Here is an 18,491-nt window from a genome sequence, read left to right on the forward strand (position 1 = left end):
TGAGGTGTCCTGACCGAACGGTCAGAGTTGTCGAGATTGCGGCGCAGGCCGCGACACCGTGCGGTTACCCCGCACTGAGGAGCCTCTGGAATGACCACGACGACGCCGCCCGCAGAACCCCGCGAGCGCATCCTGAAATACGCCCTGACTGAGTTCGCGAGCCGCGGCTACGAAGCCGCATCTCTCGCTCGCATCGCCGAACTGGCCGATGCGACGAAGCAAAACCTGCTCTATCACTTCGGGACGAAGGGGGCCCTGCTCCACGCCGTGCTCGAACCCGTGCTTGCGCAGGTTGCTGAAGTGTCCGAAGAATTGCGCGATCCCAACAGCACGATCGACCCGGCGCTCGCCGTGATCGACGTGCTCCTCGAGAACCGCACCGCCGCCGAACTCGTGCTGTTTCACCTCTCGACGCTGCCCGACAAGACGATCACCGCGTCGGTACTCGACCTTTTCGAACTCGTTGCCGCGCGACTCGCGCCCGGCGACCCGACCGCACCGCTGCGCACGATCATCGCCCTGACCGGTATGGCCTACGCGATCGCCGCCCACGAGCGTCCCGAACTCGACCGCATCGTGCCCCGATACCGGCCCGAGATGGAGTTTGCCGACAGGGAGCAACTCGCTGCCCTCCTGCGACAAATGACCGGCACCGAAATGACCGGCACCGAACTCAGCCGCATCACCCTCTCAAGCATCTGCTCGAACGACGACGAGAACTAGGAGGCAACCATGGCGCTATTGCTCTATCGCATCGGACTGTTCTCGTACCGCCACCGCTGGCAGGTGCTCGTCGCCTGGATCGTCGTGTTTGCAGGTCTTCTCGCCGCGGGCCTCGGGCTCGGCGGCACCATGAAGGAATCGTTTGCGATCCCGGGCACCGAGTCGCAGCGGGCACTCGACCGTCTCGAGCAGGTGTTCCCCGAGGTCGCTGGTGCGAGCGCGCAGGTCGTGATCGAAACCACCGACGGCAAGATCGAACCGCACAAAGAACGCATCCAGACCGCCGTCAAAGAAATCGCCGGCCAACCGCACGTCATCCAGGCCCTTGACCCGTGGAGCGAATACGCCACGAACACCCTCGCCGACGACGGCGAAGCGGTCATCGTGCAGGTGCAGTTCACCACAAATGTGACCTCAGAACTCACGGCCGATGTCGAAGCAATCCGCGAGATTGGCACGAACCTCGGCACCGACGGCCTGCGCGTCGCGTTTGGTGGCCAGCTCTATCAGAACCTCGAATACGGCCTCACCGTCACCGAACTCATCGGTGTCGCGTTCGCGGCGATCGTGCTCATCGTCGCGTTCGGCTCGGTGCTCGCGGCCGGGATGCCGCTCATCTCTGCCATCGTCGCCGTCGGCACCACTATGGGGGCAATTCTCGTCGTCGCGAAGTTCGTGACGGTGTCGAGCGCGACGCCGCTCCTCGCGGTCATGATCGGCTTGGCGGTCGGTATCGACTACGCCCTGTTCATCTTGTCTCGACATCGGCAACAACTGGCTCGCGGCGCAGAACCCGCAGAGTCGACGGCGACCGCGGTCGGCACTTCGGGCTCGGCGGTCGTGTTTGCCGGGGCGACCGTGATGGTGGCGCTCCTCGGCCTTGTCATTGTCGGCATCCCCTTCCTCTCGGTCATGGGTATCGCTGCGGCCGCCGGTGTCTTCGCCGCGCTCGCCGCATCGATCACGCTGCTCCCGGCCCTCCTCGGCTTCGCGGGCGAACGAATGCGACCAAAGGAAGGTTCGCGAGCCTGGCGCCGTGACACCGGCGCCAACGCGAAGCCGTCAATGGGTCGCCGCTGGGTGCGACTGGTGCTCAAGGCACCGATTGTGTTCATCCTGCTCGTCATCGCCGGACTCGGCGCGCTCGCGATCCCCGCCCTGCACATGCAAACTTCGCTGCCGAGCGGCAAGGGCGAGGCCGTCGGCTACACCGCCCGCGACGCCTACGACATTGTCACGAACCACTTCGGCGAGGGCGCGAACGGCCCGATGCTCGTGATGCTTGACATCACTCAGATGAGTAACGACACCCTCATGGATGACCTCGCCGCGATCCGCGACCGCGTGGCCGCCGTGCCCGGGGTCGCGCACACCGGCCAGGCGCTGCCGAACCCGACGGTCGACTCGGCGATCATCCAGGTGATTCCTACCACCGGGCCCGATGACCCAGCCACCTTCAACACTGTCGTCGGCCTTCGCGACCTCGCCGCGGGCATCCAAGACGACTACCACGCCGTGAGCTCGGTGACCGGCGCGACTGCCGTACAAATCGACATCACGAACCGACTCAACGGTGCACTCCTGCCCTTCGCGGCAGTCGTCGTCGGGTTGAGCTTCGTGCTGCTCACGATGGTGTTCCGCTCGTTGCTCGTGCCGCTCAAGGCCGCGCTCAGCTTCTTGCTCTCAGCGTTCGCCGCGTTCGGCGTCGTCGTACTCGTCTTCCAAGACGGCATCTTCGGCGAGATCTTCGGCATCGTGCCGGGGCCAATCATCGCGTTCCTGCCCGTGCTACTGCTCGCAATTGTCTTCGGCCTCGCCATGGACTACGAGGTGTTCCTCGTTTCGGGCATGCGTGAGGCGCATGTGCACGGCCACCGCGCGCGGGAGGCCATCGAAGAGGGATTCACGAATGCTGCCCGCGTCGTTACCGCGGCCGCGCTCATCATGTTCTTCGTCTTCATCGCCTTCGTGCCCGAGGGCGCCGGCGTCATCAAGGTGATCGCCTTCGGCCTCGCCGCCGGCATCTTCTTCGACGCCTTCCTCGTGCGCATGACCCTCGTGCCGGCACTCATGGCGCTCTTCGGTGAAAAGGCCTGGGCGCTGCCACGCTGGCTCGACCGGATGCTGCCCGACCTCGACATCGAGGGGGAAGGTCTGCGCGAATATCAGGCGCAGGCTGCCTGGGCGCGCGAGCATCCGGCCGCCATCGCGTTCGAGTCGCTGCGCATCGGCGATGAAGCGCATCCGATCACCGCCGCCGACGTCGACGTGCCCGCGGGCGGCGTGCTCGTGGCGCGCGGCACGGCACCGACGCGGCGCCTGCTCAGTGCGACGCTCGCGGGTCGGCTCGATCCTGTTGGCGGGCGCGCGCAGGTGCTCGGGCGCTCATTGCCCGGGGATGCGCCGGGGCTCGTCACCCGCGTCGCAAGCGTCGATCTCGGCAACCTTGACGACCGTTCGCGCGAACTCACCCTCGGGCAATTGCTTGGTCGGCACGCCGCCTATGGTGGGCTGACGATGCGCACCGAGGTGCCGGCGAGCGCAACGGCCGAGGCCATCGAGCTCCTCAACGAGGCACTCACGGAGGCTGGGCATCCCTCCCCGAACCTGCGCGCCGACACCTACCTCGACGCCCTCGACCCGGTCTCGCGAGCGGTGGCCCTGATCGGCATCACCGTCGCTGAACGACCGGAACTGCTCATCCTCGACCTCGGCGTGCTCGCGCATTCGGCCGAAGCCCCCCGACTCGGTAGCGCCGTCGTCCGCGCCGCCGAACGACTTGCCGACCCGGGCACGACGGTCGTGCTCGGCGCATCCTCACAATTCGACCTCGACGCATTCGCGCGCGGGGTCGGCGACCGCAACGTCGCCAGCCTCACTCTCACAGGAAAGGAGTCGCGCGCATGAGCACCGCAACCAGCTTCGCCGCGGCCCGCACTCGAAACCTGCTCATCGCGATTCTCTTGCCGCTGTTGCTCGTCGGCGTCTACCTCGCCTCGCTCGGTGGCGCCGCCCAGGCGTCGGCCAAGTTGCCGGCGGTGATCGTGAATAACGACCAAATGGTCGAGCAGGCCAATAATGACGGCACGACGACCCCCGTGGTCGCCGGACGCCTGCTCGTCAGTTGGCTCACGAACCCCGAGAACGCGGGCGAGTTCAACTGGACCCTCGCAAAGCCCGAACACGCCCAGCAACTGCTCGATAGCGGTGAGGCCTATGTCGCCGTGACGATTCCGAGCGACTTCTCGGCCTCGATCGTGTCGGCAGGCGGCGGGTCTCCCCGCGCCGCGAAGATCGAAGTGACCACGAGCCAATCGCGCGACTACCTCACCGGCGCCGTCTCACAGCAATTGTTTGACGGACTCGTCGCCGAATTTGGGCAGACGATCACGAACCAGATTGCTGTGGGGCTCGCTGACGGCGTGAATCAATCGGCCGAGGGTCTGCAGGCGGCCGCCGACGGGGCCTCGCAACTCGCCGATGGCGCCTCGCAACTCGGCGACGGCTTCGGTCAGTATCGCGATGGCCAGGCGCAACTCGCCGAAGGCACCTCGCAGGCCGCCGACGGTGCCTCGCAGCTTGCCGACGGTGCCTCACTCTTTGGCAATGGCGTGTCGAGTTACGTCGACGGCGTCGATCAATATCTCGATGGTGCCGGCACGCTCGCCGGTGGGGTGCGCGACTATGTCGATGGTGTGAACACGTACTCGCTCGGCGTCGATCAATTCGCCGGCGGCGTGCGCGATCTCAATGATGGGATGCAGCAGCTCGCCGATGGCGCGGGCCCCCTCGGCGACGCGGCCACGCAATTGGGTGACATGGCTGGCCAGCTTGAGGGCGCATCCGGTCAGATCAATGACGCGATTGACGCGGCCGAACAATTGCGCCCGCTGCTGGAAGGACTCGCGAGCGTTGACCCGGCCTCGCTCTACGAAATCTGCACGGCACTCGAGGCGGTCGACCCGGCGCAGGCTGAGTCGTGCCGTGGCGAGATCGACACCCTGATCGACGCAATTGACACCTCCGGCCTTGACCTCGGCACGATTACCACCGGCTTCGATAACGCGATCGAAGGATTGCGTCAGCTCTCGGGCGCGGGTGGCCAGCTCTCGCAGCTCGCCGATGGACTCGGCCAGTTCACCGATGGTGTGAAGCAGGCTGCCGATGGCAGTTCGCAATTGGCGGATGGTGCGGGTGCGCTGATCGACGGCGGCGTTGCGATCCGAGACGGTGGTTCGAAGCTCGCCGATGGCGCCAACCAACTCACCGGCGCGAACTCGCAGCTGCGTGACGGTGGATCGCAATTGGCTGATGGTGCCGCTGGAATCTCGGGTGGTGCCTATGATCTCGCCCACGGTCTCGATGCGCTCGCGGATGGGCAGCAGCAGATCGTTGATGGCGGCGCGCCGCTTGCCGACGGCATCACCCAGCTCGGTGACGGTGCGACGACAATGGCGAAGTCGCTACAGGAAGGTGCCGATCAGGCCAAGGTCGCGATTCAAGACCCGGATGCATTCGCTGCCGTGGTTTCGCAACCGGTCACCGTATCGACAGTGCCAACGCAAGACCCGGGCTTTGGAGGAGTGCTCGCCTCGATTGCGATGCCGCTTGGCGTGTGGCTGGCGGCGCTTATCACCGCGTTGCGACGACGCCTCGTGACGGCTGACCTGCTCAATTCGAGCGCGTCGAACGCGATGATTCTGCTCACTGCCGCGCGGCGTCTGCTTGCCCCGGTCGGCATCGTCGCGGTGGTGCTCGCAATCGTGCCGCACGTGTTCGTGGGCGCCCCGTGGATTGGGCTCGGGGGTTCGCTGCTCTTCGCAGCGCTGGTCACGCTCGTTGTGGTCGCGGCACATTTGCTCTTCGCGATCCTGTGGGATCGGCGGAACGCCGCCATCGCCTCGGTCACGGCGCTCGCGATTCAGCTGGTGCTCGAGCGCGGCTTTATTCCGCTCGAGATCAAGGCCCCGTGGGCAGAGTCGTTGGCAGGGTTGCTCCCGCTTTCACAGGCGGCGGCGGGGATGCAATCCCTCTACGCGGGCGGCACGATCGGCTCGATCTTCGGTCCGGGCGCGCTGCTCGCGCTGGGGGCGATCGCCCTGTTCGCCATCGCCGCGGTCGCGCTCATGCGCAAGCGGCGGGCCTCTGTGGCGAAGCTGCTCGCCGCAGCGGGGTGAGTGCGTCCCGCGATTTGCAATCTAGAGGGTCATCCCGCTCCGGGAGCGGGATGACCCTCCAGGAGGAAAATCGCGGGCCGCCCTCCACTCAAAGCGTCGAGTGCCTACAGCATCCCCAGATTCCGGCGCGCAAACTCAACTGTGCGCTGTAACACCCGCAACCGCTCGGCCTCGTTCTTCGCCGAGCGCGTGTTCACCTCGGCCACCACGTGCCCCGACCACTGAATATCGCGCAAGTACTGCAGGGTTTCGGCAACCGGCTGGCCGCCCTCGCCGGGGGCGAGATGCTGATCCCAGATCTTGTCGTTCTTGCCCGGCGCCTGGCCATCGCACAGGTGAATATGCCGCAACCGGTGCCCGGCCGCGCGCGCCATTTCAAGGCAGTTGTCGCCCGACAGTGCCGCGTGTGAGAAGTCGAGCGTGATCGAGTCGCAGTCCATCTCGACCGGATTGATGCCCGGCTTGTACATCTGCGCGCCCGAGTTGGTCACGTTCCACGGGAACATGTTCTCGACGGCGACGGTCACGCCGCTGCGCTGCTCGAGGGTGCGCACGAGCTCCAAGAATCCTTCGGCATAGCCCGATTGCCAACGAAATGGCGGATGCACGACCACAGCCGACGCTCCCACGTCACGCGCCAGCTCGACCGAGCGCTCGAGCTTCACGCCAGGATTCGTGCCCCACACGAACTGCGTGAAAAAGAGCACGGGCGCGTGGATGGCGAGCACCGGCAGGTCGTGCTTCCGCACGAGGGCGCGCATCGCAGCGGCCGAGCGGGTTGCCTGCTCGGTCGAAACCATTACTTCAATGCCATCAAAACCGGCGCGCTTCGCAATCTTGAACGAGGCGTCGAGCGATTTGGGAAATGTGCACGAAGTGCTCATGCCGACCTGGATCATCAGGGTCACCCTAGGCCCTCAGGATGAATGTCCCGTACGGTTGCGAGCCGTCTAGAGCCAGTCGTACTTGCGGAAAAGAAAGAACAAGCCCGCCCCCAGCACGACGATGATGCCGTTCGAGACCCACCACGCGGGCTCGGTGCCAAAACCCGGGAACTGCAGGTTCTGCCCGAAATAGCCGGTGATCGCGGTCGGCACGGCGATGATCGCGGCCCAGGAGGTCACCTTCTTCATGATCTCGTTCATCCGATTGCCCTGAATGGCAACGTTCGTTTCGAGCACGGTGCCGATCTGGTCGCGAATTGTCTCGGCCCACTCCGAGGAGTGCAGGGTGTGGTCGTACACATCCGAGAAATAGGGCTCGAGACCCCGCACATTTACCCGCAGATCTCGACGCAAGAGTGTGTTCACGACCTCACGCAGCGGCAGAGTGACGTGCTGCATCCTTACGACTGAGCGGCGCAACCTAAACGCCTGCTGTTGCACCGCCATCGCATCATGCTTTTCGACGAAGAGGGCACTCGAGAGCTCTTCGGTGTGATCGTCGAGTTGCTCAAGCGTTGCGACGTGGTCATCGACGACGACGTCGAGCACGCCCCAAAGCAAAAACGCGACGCCGTGCTCGATGAGGTCGTCGTTGAGTTCGAGGCGTTGCCGCAGATCGTCAATCGGGAAACCCGCTTCACGCACCGAAATGAACAGATTCGGCAGGATGAACCCGGTGAATCGCTGCAGATGCACGCACCCCGTCTCATCAATTGACGAGGATGAAATCGTCAACAGCAGGTGCGTCGAATAGCGCGCGAGCTTGGGGCGTTCGTGATCGCTCAGCGCATCCTCGACCGCGAGTTCGTGCAGATTGAGTAGCTCGGCGAGGCGGCCGAGCTCGCTCGCATCCTCAGTCGTGAGGTCGATCCAACCGAACGCCCCGTCGTCATCGCGAAGTCGCTGGATGAGATCGTGGGTATCTCCTACGGCGATCTCGCGTCCGCCCGCATAAAGATGCGCATACTGCATGGGTTCAGCGTACGCCCGAGCGGTTCGCGAACGACGAATACAGTACTCCTGGTGTCAAACCGGCCGAATCGTCTGGGTAGTATTACGGGGCAGATTGCTGAGTCAAAAGTGAGGGGACGTTGATGGTAGTGCTGCTCGCGATCTTCGGAATCGTGAGTTGTGCAATGCCCGCCCTGCGTCGCCTGCCCGGCAATGGTTTCTTCTTCATCGCCGCCGCCGTTTCGGCTGCTGCCGCCGGTTGGCTCATCGCGATCGCGCCCACGATCTTCAGCGGCGAGATCTATCTCGAGTCGTTCTCCTGGGTGCCGCAACTCGGTCTCGCACTCGACTTCCGCATTGATGCCCTGAGCTGGGTGCTCGCGATGATCGTCACGGTCATCGGCGCGCTCGTCTTGCTCTATTGCGCTCGCTATTTCTCGCCGGATGAACCATCGATTGGCCGCTTCGGCGCGGTGCTTCTTGCCTTCGCCGGCGTCATGCTCGGCCTCGTCACCGCTGACAACATCTACCTGATGTTCGTCTTCTGGGAAGCGACGAGCGTGCTGAGCTATCTGCTCATCGGCCATTACACCGGTCGTCGCCCGGCCCGAGGCGCGGCGATGCAGGCGCTTCTCGTCACCACCTTCGGCGGTCTGACAATGCTTGTGGGCCTCGTGATGCTCCACATCGAGGCAAACTCGCCGCTCCTCAGTGAGATTGTCACCGCCGGGCTCGAACCGAGTGGCTACACGATCACCGCGGCACTCCTCGTGCTCGTTGGCGCCGCAACGAAGTCGGCGCTCGTGCCGTTCCACTTCTGGCTTCCCGGCGCCATGGCCGCACCGACGCCGGTGTCGGCCTATCTGCACGCCGCTTCGATGGTGAAGGCGGGTATCTACCTGGTCTTGCGCCTCATCCCGGGGTTCGCCGATCTTCCCGGCTTCCGTGAGACGCTCATCGTGGTCGGTGTGGTGACGATGCTCGTCGGCGGTTGGCGCTCGCTGCGTCAGCACGATCTCAAGCTCATACTCGCGTTCGGTACCGTTTCGCAGCTCGGGTTCATGATCGTCATTGCCGGGTTCGGCACTCGCGATGCGGCCCTCGCCGCTCTTGCCATGGTCATCTCGCACGCGATGTTCAAGGCCGCGCTCTTCCTTGTCGTCGGCACCATCGACCACTGCGCCGGTACCCGCGATATCCGCAAGCTCACCGGTCTCGGCAAGCGTGCGCCGCTGCTCGCGATCACGGCCATCCTCGCCGCCGCCTCGATGGCGGGGCTTCCGCCGCTGTGGGGTTGGGTTGCGAAAGAAAGCGCGCTCGGTTCGTTCTTCCAGGCGATGGCGACTGGGGATGCCTGGGGTTGGGTTGCCTTGTTCGGTACCGCTCTCGGGTCGGTGCTCACGGTCGCCTACACCTGGCGCTTCCTGCACGGCGCCTTCGCGACGAAGCGCGATGTCGAGGTCGAAGAACCGACCATTGGCAAGCCCTCACCGCTCGAGATGACCGCACCGGTGCTCCTCGTGTTCGCGAGCGTCCTCATGTCGTTCTTCGCGAAGCCGGTTGACGCGCTCATTTCGCACTTCGCCGACACGGTGCCGAGCCTTGACCCGGTGCATCCGGGATATCTCGCGCTCTGGCACGGTTTCGAGCCGGCCTTCTGGGTCTCGGTTGGCGCGCTCGTGCTCGGTACTCTCCTATTCGTCGTGCGTCGTCCGGTGGCCGTGATGCAGGATGCGGTTCCCGCCTGGTTCGAGGCAGCAAAGGGCTACTGGGCCACGATGCGCGCGGTCGACATCATTGCGGCCCGCGTCACGGCCATGACGCAGCGCGGTTCGCTGCCGTTCTACCTCTCGACCATCCTCATCGTTACGATCGTCGTGCTTGCGATCGGCGCCATCGGCACCGACTACCAGGCGCTCGATGTCGAGCCGCGCATCACCTGGACGGGCGTTGCCATCGTCGGGCTCATGGCGCTCGCCGCCATTGGCTCGTCGAAATCGTCGAAGCGCTTCCAAGGTGTCGTACTCGTCGGTGTCACCGGCTACGGTATGGCCGCGATCTTCGCGCTCTCGGGCGCCCCCGACCTCGCGACGACCCAGGCACTCATCGAGACGATCTCGCTCGTCGTCTTCGTGCTTGTGCTTCGACGCCTCCCCGCACACCACGCCGATCTCGAGACCAACCTGCCGAGCTGGCTGCGCTGGCTCATCGGTTGGGGCATCGGCATCGGCATCGGTCTTGCCGTCTACATCTCGATGGGCGCGCGCGTCGCCCCCTCCGACGGCCTCGCCTTCCCCGAACTCGCCTATAAGGGCGGCCACGGCGAAAACTTCGTCAACGTCACCCTCGTTGACATTCGCGGCTGGGACACCATGGGCGAATTGCTCGTGCTTGTCGCCGCGGCGACCGGTGTCGCGAGCCTCGTCTACCTGCGCACCCGCGGGTCGACCCGTGAACACGAGCGGGTCGCCAAGGCCCCGGTGCGTGAAGACGGCCGCCGTGTGTGGTTGCTCGCCGGTCACCAGGTCGACGCCGACCACCGTTCGATCGTGGTCGAGGTTGTCGTACGACTTCTCTTCCACGCGCTGTTTATCACCTCGCTCTTCCTGCTGTTCTCGGGCCACAACGATCCCGGCGGCGGCTTCGCCGGTGGCGTCGTCGCGGGCCTCGCGCTCGCGGCCCGCTACATTGCCGGTGGCCGCCGCGAGCTCGACGAAGCCGTGCGCATCGATGCCGGTCGGCTCCTCGGCGTCGGCATCGTGCTCGTCGGCCTCACCGTGCTCGTGCCCATGTTCTTCGGGCAGGCCCCGTTCACCTCATCGTGGATCGACGAGATGATCCCGGGCGTCGGTCACTTCGTGTTCGTCACCTCGACCGTCTTCGACATCGGCGTCTACCTCGTCGTGATTGGTCTAGTGATCGACATCCTCCGCTCGCTCGGTTCGGAACTCGACGACCAGGCGGAAGAAGAAGACCTGCTCGAGACGAACGTCGGCGCCATGGTGCTCGACGAGGCCGAGGTGAAGGGTGGCTCACCGACCGAGCGGCCGGTGACCCGCCGCATCCAAGTAATTGACCAGCAACGAAAGCGAGGCCGCAAGTGACCGTCGACCTCGCCCTCATCATCGGCATGGTGGTGCTCTACGCCGCTGGCATCTACCAATTGCTCGAGCGCAGTTTTACGCGCATGATCTTTGGCTTCATGCTCGTCGGCAATGCCACGAACTTGCTCATCTTTATTACTGCCGGGATGCCCGGGCTCGCGCCGCTGCGCACCGAAGGTGCCGCGCCCGAGGACTACACCGACCCGCTGCCGCAGGCGTTCATCCTCACCGCCATCGTGATCACCTTCGCGACGACCTCGTTCATGCTTGCCCTGCTCTATCGCTCCTGGCGCCTCGCCCGCGTTGACACGGTTGCTGACGACCACGAAGACATCGCGCTGCGTACCGTCGACCCCGAGGCCGACGACGAAGTCTTCGAGCCGGATGACTCCGGCGACACCGAGTTTGGGCCCGAATTCGAGGCCTCGCTCGGCGATGACGACCTCGACGACGAGATGGTGGTGCGCACATGAACTGGCTCGTACCGCTGATCGTGCTCACGCCGCTCCTCGGTGCGGCGATCACGTTGACCGCCGCGCGCAAGCAGCGACTGCAGATCATCATCGCCTCGCTCACGATGGTCATTGCGCTCATCGTGTCGATTGCGTTGCTCATCGCCGTGCACGTCGGCGACCAAACGCTCGTCGTGGTGGTTGGCGGCTGGGCGGCCCCCTTCGGCATCGCCCTCGTCGTTGACCGGCTTTCAGCGCTCATGGTGCTCGTCACGAGCATCGTGCTCATCGCGGTTATGGCGTTCTCGATTGGCCAGGGTGCGGCCGATGGTGACGATGAGACGCCGGTGTCGATCTTCTACCCGACCTATCTCGTGCTCGCCGCGGGCGTGTACAACGCGTTCATCGCGGGCGACCTGTTCAACCTTTACGTCGGGTTCGAGATTTTGCTCGTGGCGAGCTTCGTGCTCATCACCCTTGGCGGAACGGCAACGCGCATCCGCGCCGGCGTCACGTACATCATCGTTTCGCTCATTTCATCGATCCTCTTCCTCGTGACCGTCGCGCTCATCTTCGCGGCCGTCGGCACGGTGAATATGGCCGAGATCTCGATGCGCATGGCCGATGTGAGCCCCGATGTGCAGTTGCTCTTGCACCTCATGCTCCTCGTCGCCTTCGGCATCAAGGCAGCGCTCTTCCCGCTCTCGTTCTGGTTGCCTGACTCATACCCGTCGGCGCCTGCGCCGGTCACGGCCGTGTTCGCTGGCTTGCTTACGAAGGTCGGCGTCTACGCCATCCTGCGCACCGAGTCGCTCATCTTCGCCGCCCACGATGTGTCGATCTTGCTCGTGGTGATCGCCATGGCGACGATGGTCGTCGGTATTTTGGGTGCCGTTGCGCAGGCCGGTATTCGCAGGATGCTGTCGTTCACCCTCGTAAGTCACATCGGCTACATGGTGTTCGGCATCGCGCTTGGCACCGAGCTCGGCTGGGCTGCGACGGTGTACTACATCGTCCACCACATTCTCGTGCAGACGACGCTGTTCCTCGTGACGGGTCTCATTGAGCGCGTGGCTGGCACTTCGACGGTGACGCATCTCGGTGGCATGCTCAAGCGCGCGCCGGTCGTCGCCATCCTCTTCTTCATCCCGATGCTCAACCTCGGTGGCATCCCGCCGTTCTCGGGTTTCATCGGCAAGCTCGCGCTCTTCGTTGCCGGTGCCGAGGGCACCACCCTGCAGGTGCCGCAGCCGCTCGTGTGGGTGGCGATCGGTGTCGGCGCGGCGACGAGCCTCCTCACGCTCTACGCCCTCATCCGCGTCTGGAACCTCGGCTTCTGGCGCCAGCACGACGAGCTCGATGGCTTCGAGTCGCCGCTGACCGAGCGTCTTGAAGAAGACCCGGCCGCCGCGGTCGTCACCGAGCAGAAGTCGAACTCGGCGCTCATGACCGGCGCAACCGCGACCATGGTTGCGGTGACGGTCGCGCTCACGATCTTTGCCGGGCCCATCTTTAATATCGCCTCGGATGCGGGTGTCAATCTCAAGGCTCCGGCGCAGTACATCGACTCGGTGCAGGATGTGGAGGTGACGAAGCCATGAACGTGAGATCGAAGTCTGACCGGAAGCTCTGGCTCACCCAACTCCCGCTGCTCGTCGCGCTGGTATTGCTCTGGCTCGTGCTCTGGGGTCACGTCGACGTGATTTCCGTCGTCACCGGCATCGCCTTCTCGGTGTTCGTGGTGCGGGTGTTCTACCTGCCGCCGGTGGAACTCTCGAACCGGTTCCACCTCGGCTGGGCACTCGTGTTCCTCGCGCGCTTCCTCTGGTGGGTGTTGCGCGCATCCGTGAATGTCGCCTGGCTCGCACTGCGACCACAGAAGCCGCCGGTGTCGTCGATTATCGCGGTGCGTATGCGCACCCGCTCTGACTGGCTCCTCACGCTTGCAGCCGAGGTGAACATCCTTGTGCCCGGCTCGGTGGTGGTCGATGTCGACCGCTCGCTTGGCGTGCTCTATCTGCACGTGCTCGACGCCGACACCCCGGAAGAGGTCGAGGAAGCGCGCGACTTTTCGTTTGTCATCGAAGAAGCACTCACCCTGGCGCTCGGAAGCCGCGACGACCTCGCCCGCGTCAACCGCTCGCGCGTCGACCAGGGTCTCAAGCCCCTGCCGATTTCCGCCCGCCAGCGTCGCCACGAAGAAGCGCTCGAAGCCGAGCGCGTGCAGCGCGAACACGCCTGGGAGGAGAACTCGTGAGTCCCGAAGTCATCACCATCGTGGCGTGGGCACTCGGCGCAATGTTCGCCGCCGCGGCCGTCCTCGCGCTCATCCGCATTGTGCGCGGGCCGTCAATCGTCGACCGCATGGCCGGTTCCGACACCCTGCTCACGGTGCTCATCTGTGTGCTCGCCTCAGAGATGGCGCTCAACGGCCACCTCAACACGCTGCCGCTACTCATCGCGCTCGCGATGACCGCATCCATTGGCACGCTCGCGGTGGCACGCTTCGTCTCGCGCGTGAGGAGGCAGTCGGATGAGCGGTGAGTTCTGGCGTGATCTCGCGACCATCGTGCTGTTGCTTGCTGGCGCTTTCATGTCGCTGGCGGCAGGAGTGGGCCTGTTGCGCTTCACCGACATGCTTCAGCGCCTGCACGCACAATCGAAGCCGCAATCGGCGGGGTTGCTGTTCATCCTGATTGGCCTCGCGATTCAGCAGAACGGCTGGGCGCCGGCGCTCATGCTCGTACCGGTGCTCGTGTTCCAGTTCTTGACGACGCCGACGGCTGCGCACACCCTCGCGCGCGGCGGCTATCGTTCGCGTCGATTCGAGGATGCAGACCTCTTTATTGATGAGCTTGAAGACGACGTCGCCCGCGCTCAGCGCGCCGAAGAGGCGGAGGCCCGTCGTGAGGCGGCGCAGGCCGCGCGCGACGCCGCTGCGACGTCCGAATAGGCGGAATGCGGTGGCCGCGCGCTTGGCGCGAAGCGCGGCACTTGGCGTCGGTGGCCCCGAGTAGACTTCAGGCATGGCCGAACACGAGATCGACATCAAACCGAAGTCCCGCGCCGTCACCGACGGCATTGAAGCCACCGCGTCGCGAGGCATGCTTCGCGCCGTCGGCATGGGTGACGACGACTGGGCAAAGCCGCAGATCGGTGTCGCAAGCTCGTGGAACGAGATCACGCCCTGCAACCTTTCGCTTGATCGCCTCGCCCAGGCGTGTAAGGAAGGCGTGCACGCTGGTGGCGGCTACCCGCTGCAATTCGGCACCGTCTCGGTCTCTGACGGCATCTCGATGGGCCACGAGGGCATGCACTTCTCACTCGTCTCGCGTGAGGTCATCGCCGACTCGGTCGAGGTCGTCATGGAAGCCGAGCGTCTCGACGGCTCGGTGCTGCTCGCCGGTTGCGATAAGTCGTTGCCGGGCATGCTCATGGCGGCGGCTCGCCTGAAGCTGCCAAGCGTCTTCCTCTACGCCGGTTCGATCATGCCGGGCCGCGTGCGCCTTAGCGACGGCACCGACAAGGAAGTCACCATCATCGACGCCTTCGAAGCGGTCGGTGCCTGCAAGGCCGGACTCATGAGTGAGGCCGACCTCAAGAAGGTTGAAGAAGCCATCTGCCCGGGCGAGGGCGCCTGTGGCGGCTTCTACACTGCGAACACAATGGCCTCGGTTGCCGAAGCTCTCGGCATGTCGGTGCCCGGCTCGGCTGCGCCGCCGTCGGCCGACCGCCGCCGCGACTACTACGCTCACAAGTCGGGTGAGGCGGTCGTCAACATGCTGCGCCAGGGCATCACCACCGCCGACATCCTCACGAAGAAGGCGTTCGAAAACGCCATTGCCGTGGTGATGTGCATGGGTGGTTCGACTAACGCCGTACTCCACCTGCTCGCGATCGCGCGCGAGGCCGAAGTTGAACTCACGCTCGACGACTTCAACCGCATCGCCGACAAGGTGCCGCACCTCGCCGATATGAAGCCCTTCGGCAAGTACGTCATGACCGACCTCGACCACGTCGGTGGCATCCCGGTCGTCATGGCAGCGCTCCTCGACGCTGGCCTCATCCACGGCGACGCCATGACCTGCACCGGCAAGACCGTTGCCGAGAACTTGGCCGAGATCAACCCCGAGCCGCTCGATGGCGAGGTCATGCGCACGCTCGACAACCCCATCCACGCCACCGGCGGCATTTCGGTGCTGCACGGTTCGCTCGCACCTGAGGGCGCGGTCGTGAAGTCGGCCGGCTTCGACCTCGACGTGTTCGAGGGCCCGGCGCGTGTGTTCGAGCGCGAACGCGAGGCCATGGATGCGCTCACTCGCGGCGAAATCAAGCACGGTGATGTCGTGGTGATTCGCTACGAGGGCCCGAAGGGTGGCCCCGGTATGCGCGAGATGCTCGCGATCACCGCGGCCATCAAGGGCGCGGGCCTCGGCAAGGATGTACTACTGTTGACTGATGGACGATTCTCGGGCGGCACAACCGGCCTGTGTATCGGCCACGTTGCTCCCGAAGCGGTAGACGCAGGTCCAATCGCATTCGTGAACGACGGAGATCTCATTCGGGTCAACATCGCGGCTCGGACCATCGACCTACTCGTCGATGAGACCGAACTCGCCGCCCGCCGTGAAGGCTGGGCACCGCTCCCTCCGCGGTACACGCGCGGCGTGCTTGCGAAATTCGCAAAGCTCGTGCGTTCCGCGTCAGAGGGCGCGATTACCGGGTAGCCCCCGCGCGTCCGCGCGCCGGGCGCACCACCGCGCTGTGCGACTACCGCACCGTGCGGCTACCGCAAATGACCAAGTACAGGAATGATTCTGCATGCCACGTGAAGCTTCGCCTTCCAGTGCTGCCGCGCCGGAGCGCATCACCGGCGCTGCCGCCGTCGTCCGCTCGCTCGAACTTCTCGGTGTCAAGGATGTCTTCGGACTCCCCGGTGGGGCGATCCTGCCGGCCTATGACGCGATCCTCGACGCCAAGGACATCAACCACATCCTCGTTCGCCACGAGCAGGGAGCCGGCCACGCCGCAGAGGGCTACGCCGCTGCATCCGGCAAGGTAGGCGTCTGCATCGCGACCTCCGGTCCCGGGGCGACGAACCTCGTCACCGCGATCGCCGATGCCTACATGGACTCGGTGCCGCTGCTTGCGATCACCGGCCAGGTGTTCTCGACGCTTATGGGCACCGACGCGTTCCAAGAAGCAGACATTGTCGGCATCACGATGCCGATCACGAAGCACTCGTTCCTCGTGCGTCGTGCCGAAGACATCCCCGGTGCGATCGCTTCGGCCTACCACCTCGCCTCGACCGGTCGCCCGGGCCCCGTGCTTGTCGACATCACGAAGGATGCGCAGCAGGACGAGTTTGAGTTCAGCTGGCCGCCGCAGCTTGACCTGCCGGGCTACCGCCCGATCACGAAGGCGCACGGTAAGCAGATTCTTGCGGCGCTCGAAGCGGTGCGCGAAGCCAAGAAGCCGGTGATTTACGCCGGTGGTGGCATCATTCGCGCTGAGGCAGCAGAAGAGTTGCTCGCGTTTGCCGAGCGCACGGGGATGCCCGTGGTCACCACGCTCATGGCTCGCGGCGCATTCCCCGACAGCCACCCGCAGATGCTCGGCATGCCGGGTATGCACGGCACGGTGCCGGCGGTGCTCGCGTTGCAGGAAGCCGATCTGCTGTTCACCATCGGTGCTCGCTTCGACGACCGAGTGACAGGCAAGGCCGAACTCTTCGCCCCGAACGCGAAGGTCGTGCACATCGACATCGACCCGGCCGAGATCTCGAAGATCCGCACTGCCGATGTGCCGATCGTGGGTGATGCGAAAGAAGTTCTCGCCGACCTCAACCGAGCACTTGGCGATGACCGATTTGCCGAGAAGGCCGACACCGCTGAGTGGTGGAAGTTCCTCAACGGACTCACCACCGAGTTCCCGCGCGGGTTCACCGCAACGACCGATGGGCTGCTCGCACCGCAGCACATCATCGAGCGCATCAGCGAGCTTTCGGGGCCCGAAGCGGTCTTTGCGACCGGCGTCGGCCAGCACCAGATGTGGGCCGCACAGTTCCTCACGCTCGACCGCCCGAACTCGTTTCTCAACTCCGGCGGCGCCGGCACCATGGGCTACGCGGTTCCCGCGGCGATGGGCGCGAAGGTGGCACAACCCGAGCGCGTGGTCTGGGCGATCGACGGCGACGGATGCTTCCAGATGACGAACCAGGAAATCGCGACCTGTGTCGTCAACGACATCCCGATCAAGATCGCAGTGATCAACAACTCATCACTCGGCATGGTGCGCCAGTGGCAGACGCTCTTCTACGACGGCCGCTACTCGAACACCGACCTCAACACCGGTCACGACTCGATTCGCGTGCCCGACTTCGTGAAGCTCGCTGACGCCTACGGTGCCCTCGGCATCCGCGTCGAGCGCGAAGACCAGATCGACGATGCCATCAAGCTCGCGCTCGAAACGAATGACCGACCCGTCGTCATCGACTTCGTCGTCTCGGCAGACGCCATGGTGTGGCCGATGGTGCCACAGGGCGTGTCGAACAGTTTCATTCGGTACGCGCGCGACGCGAGCCCGGCCTTCCAGGGGGAGTAGTAGTCATGTCCAAGCACATCCTGTCGCTGCTCGTCGAAGACAAGCCGGGCCTGCTCACCCGCGTTGCGGGTCTGTTCGCCCGCCGCGGCTTCAACATCGCCTCCCTCGCCGTAGGTGCGAGCGAGGTCGAAGGCCTCTCGCGTATGACCGTCGTGGTTGACGTTGATGACTTCCCGCTCGAGCAGGTGACCAAACAGCTCAACAAGCTCGTCAACGTCATCAAGATCGTCGAACTCGAACCGGCCTCGGCCGTCGAGCGCGAACACGTGCTCGTCAAAGTGCGGGTCGACAAGCAGACGCGCTCCGAGGTCATCGAAGCCGTCAACCTCTTCCGCGCCCGCGTCGTAGACGTGGCACCCGATTCGCTCGTGGTCGAAACCACCGGCGACTCGGGCAAGGTGAGCGCCCTGCTGCGCATGCTCGAGCCCTACGGCATCCGCGAGCTCGTGCAGTCCGGCCTCATTGCCGTGGGCCGCGGACCCAAGTCGATCACCGAGCGCGTGCTGCGCTAGATCCATCACCGAGCGCGTGCCGCGG

Annotated in this window: 14 protein-coding genes; 12 read left to right on the forward strand and 2 right to left on the reverse strand. The window is 64.8% G+C overall.

The genetic code is table 11. From position 1 onward, the window contains the following. Positions 1-90: 90 nt before the first annotated feature. Genes EG850_RS02545 through EG850_RS02555 form a run of 3 tightly spaced genes read left to right on the forward strand, consistent with a single transcriptional unit; the run spans position 91 to position 5,900 of the window. Positions 91-723 carry a TetR/AcrR family transcriptional regulator gene (locus EG850_RS02545; RefSeq protein ID WP_124969524.1) on the forward strand — a complete coding sequence of 211 codons (633 nt, stop codon included), beginning with the start codon at positions 91-93 and terminating at the stop codon, positions 721-723. 9 nt (positions 724-732) lie between these two features. Then, positions 733-3,630: an MMPL family transporter gene (locus EG850_RS02550; RefSeq protein WP_124969526.1), complete on the forward strand. Its 2,898-nt coding sequence runs from the start codon at positions 733-735 to the stop codon at positions 3,628-3,630. Next, a complete protein-coding gene (locus EG850_RS02555; RefSeq protein ID WP_124969528.1) occupies positions 3,627-5,900 on the forward strand; it encodes a YhgE/Pip domain-containing protein in 2,274 nt (757 codons plus the stop codon). Before EG850_RS02550 ends, EG850_RS02555 begins: the two co-directional genes overlap by 4 nt. A gap of 104 nt (positions 5,901-6,004) precedes the next feature. Here EG850_RS02555 and EG850_RS02560 read toward each other — a convergent pair whose 3' ends face one another. Next, positions 6,005-6,799 carry a sugar phosphate isomerase/epimerase family protein gene (locus EG850_RS02560; protein WP_124969615.1) on the reverse strand — a complete coding sequence of 265 codons (795 nt, stop codon included), beginning with the start codon at positions 6,797-6,799 and terminating at the stop codon, positions 6,005-6,007. Positions 6,800-6,850: 51 nt separating this feature from the next. Then, complete coding sequence (locus tag EG850_RS02565; protein ID WP_124969530.1) at positions 6,851-7,816, reverse strand: magnesium transporter CorA family protein; 966 nt, start codon at positions 7,814-7,816, stop codon at positions 6,851-6,853. A gap of 122 nt (positions 7,817-7,938) precedes the next feature. On the opposite strand from EG850_RS02565, the gene EG850_RS02570 reads away from it, so the two are divergent. From EG850_RS02570 to ilvN, 9 genes are all read left to right on the forward strand, one after another. Continuing rightward, the gene (locus tag EG850_RS02570) at positions 7,939-10,899 is read left to right on the forward strand and encodes a Na+/H+ antiporter subunit A (protein WP_124969532.1); all 2,961 of its coding nucleotides are present in this window, start codon (positions 7,939-7,941) and stop codon (positions 10,897-10,899) included. Next, on the forward strand, positions 10,896-11,372 hold the full coding sequence (locus EG850_RS02575) for a Na(+)/H(+) antiporter subunit C (RefSeq protein WP_124969534.1): 477 nt from the start codon (positions 10,896-10,898) through the stop codon (positions 11,370-11,372). Before EG850_RS02570 ends, EG850_RS02575 begins: the two co-directional genes overlap by 4 nt. Next, the gene (locus EG850_RS02580; protein WP_124969536.1) at positions 11,369-12,952 is read left to right on the forward strand and encodes a Na+/H+ antiporter subunit D; all 1,584 of its coding nucleotides are present in this window, start codon (positions 11,369-11,371) and stop codon (positions 12,950-12,952) included. Before EG850_RS02575 ends, EG850_RS02580 begins: the two co-directional genes overlap by 4 nt. Next, positions 12,949-13,608: a Na+/H+ antiporter subunit E gene (locus EG850_RS02585; protein ID WP_124969538.1), complete on the forward strand. Its 660-nt coding sequence runs from the start codon at positions 12,949-12,951 to the stop codon at positions 13,606-13,608. Before EG850_RS02580 ends, EG850_RS02585 begins: the two co-directional genes overlap by 4 nt. After that, on the forward strand, positions 13,605-13,895 hold the full coding sequence (locus EG850_RS02590; protein WP_235829182.1) for a monovalent cation/H+ antiporter complex subunit F: 291 nt from the start codon (positions 13,605-13,607) through the stop codon (positions 13,893-13,895). Before EG850_RS02585 ends, EG850_RS02590 begins: the two co-directional genes overlap by 4 nt. Further along, on the forward strand, positions 13,885-14,304 hold the full coding sequence (mnhG, locus tag EG850_RS02595) for a monovalent cation/H(+) antiporter subunit G (RefSeq protein ID WP_124969540.1): 420 nt from the start codon (positions 13,885-13,887) through the stop codon (positions 14,302-14,304). The genes EG850_RS02590 and mnhG overlap by 11 nt, the downstream gene beginning before the upstream one ends. A gap of 73 nt (positions 14,305-14,377) precedes the next feature. Further along, complete coding sequence (gene ilvD / locus EG850_RS02600) at positions 14,378-16,078, forward strand: dihydroxy-acid dehydratase (RefSeq protein WP_124969542.1); 1,701 nt, start codon at positions 14,378-14,380, stop codon at positions 16,076-16,078. Between the two features lie 94 nt (positions 16,079-16,172). Next, positions 16,173-17,954: an acetolactate synthase large subunit gene (locus EG850_RS02605; RefSeq protein ID WP_124969544.1), complete on the forward strand. Its 1,782-nt coding sequence runs from the start codon at positions 16,173-16,175 to the stop codon at positions 17,952-17,954. A gap of 5 nt (positions 17,955-17,959) precedes the next feature. After that, a complete protein-coding gene (ilvN, locus tag EG850_RS02610) occupies positions 17,960-18,466 on the forward strand; it encodes an acetolactate synthase small subunit (RefSeq protein WP_124969546.1) in 507 nt (168 codons plus the stop codon). Positions 18,467-18,491: the final 25 nt, after the last annotated feature.

The sequence above is a fragment of the Gulosibacter macacae genome, assembly GCF_003865375.1.
GTDB lineage: Bacteria > Actinomycetota > Actinomycetes > Actinomycetales > Microbacteriaceae > Gulosibacter > Gulosibacter macacae.

Coding starts and splice junctions, on each gene's coding strand:
- EG850_RS02580 (WP_124969536.1), top strand. CDS start 11,369: ATGAACTGGCTCGTACCGCTGATCGTGCTCACGCCGCTCCTCGGTGCG.
- EG850_RS02585 (WP_124969538.1), top strand. CDS start 12,949: ATGAACGTGAGATCGAAGTCTGACCGGAAGCTCTGGCTCACCCAACTC.
- EG850_RS02570 (WP_124969532.1), top strand. CDS start 7,939: ATGGTAGTGCTGCTCGCGATCTTCGGAATCGTGAGTTGTGCAATGCCC.
- EG850_RS02605 (WP_124969544.1), top strand. CDS start 16,173: ATGCCACGTGAAGCTTCGCCTTCCAGTGCTGCCGCGCCGGAGCGCATC.
- EG850_RS02555 (WP_124969528.1), top strand. CDS start 3,627: ATGAGCACCGCAACCAGCTTCGCCGCGGCCCGCACTCGAAACCTGCTC.
- EG850_RS02560 (WP_124969615.1), bottom strand. CDS start 6,799: ATGATCCAGGTCGGCATGAGCACTTCGTGCACATTTCCCAAATCGCTC.
- mnhG (WP_124969540.1), top strand. CDS start 13,885: ATGAGCGGTGAGTTCTGGCGTGATCTCGCGACCATCGTGCTGTTGCTT.
- ilvN (WP_124969546.1), top strand. CDS start 17,960: ATGTCCAAGCACATCCTGTCGCTGCTCGTCGAAGACAAGCCGGGCCTG.
- EG850_RS02565 (WP_124969530.1), bottom strand. CDS start 7,816: ATGCAGTATGCGCATCTTTATGCGGGCGGACGCGAGATCGCCGTAGGA.
- ilvD (WP_124969542.1), top strand. CDS start 14,378: ATGGCCGAACACGAGATCGACATCAAACCGAAGTCCCGCGCCGTCACC.
- EG850_RS02545 (WP_124969524.1), top strand. CDS start 91: ATGACCACGACGACGCCGCCCGCAGAACCCCGCGAGCGCATCCTGAAA.
- EG850_RS02550 (WP_124969526.1), top strand. CDS start 733: ATGGCGCTATTGCTCTATCGCATCGGACTGTTCTCGTACCGCCACCGC.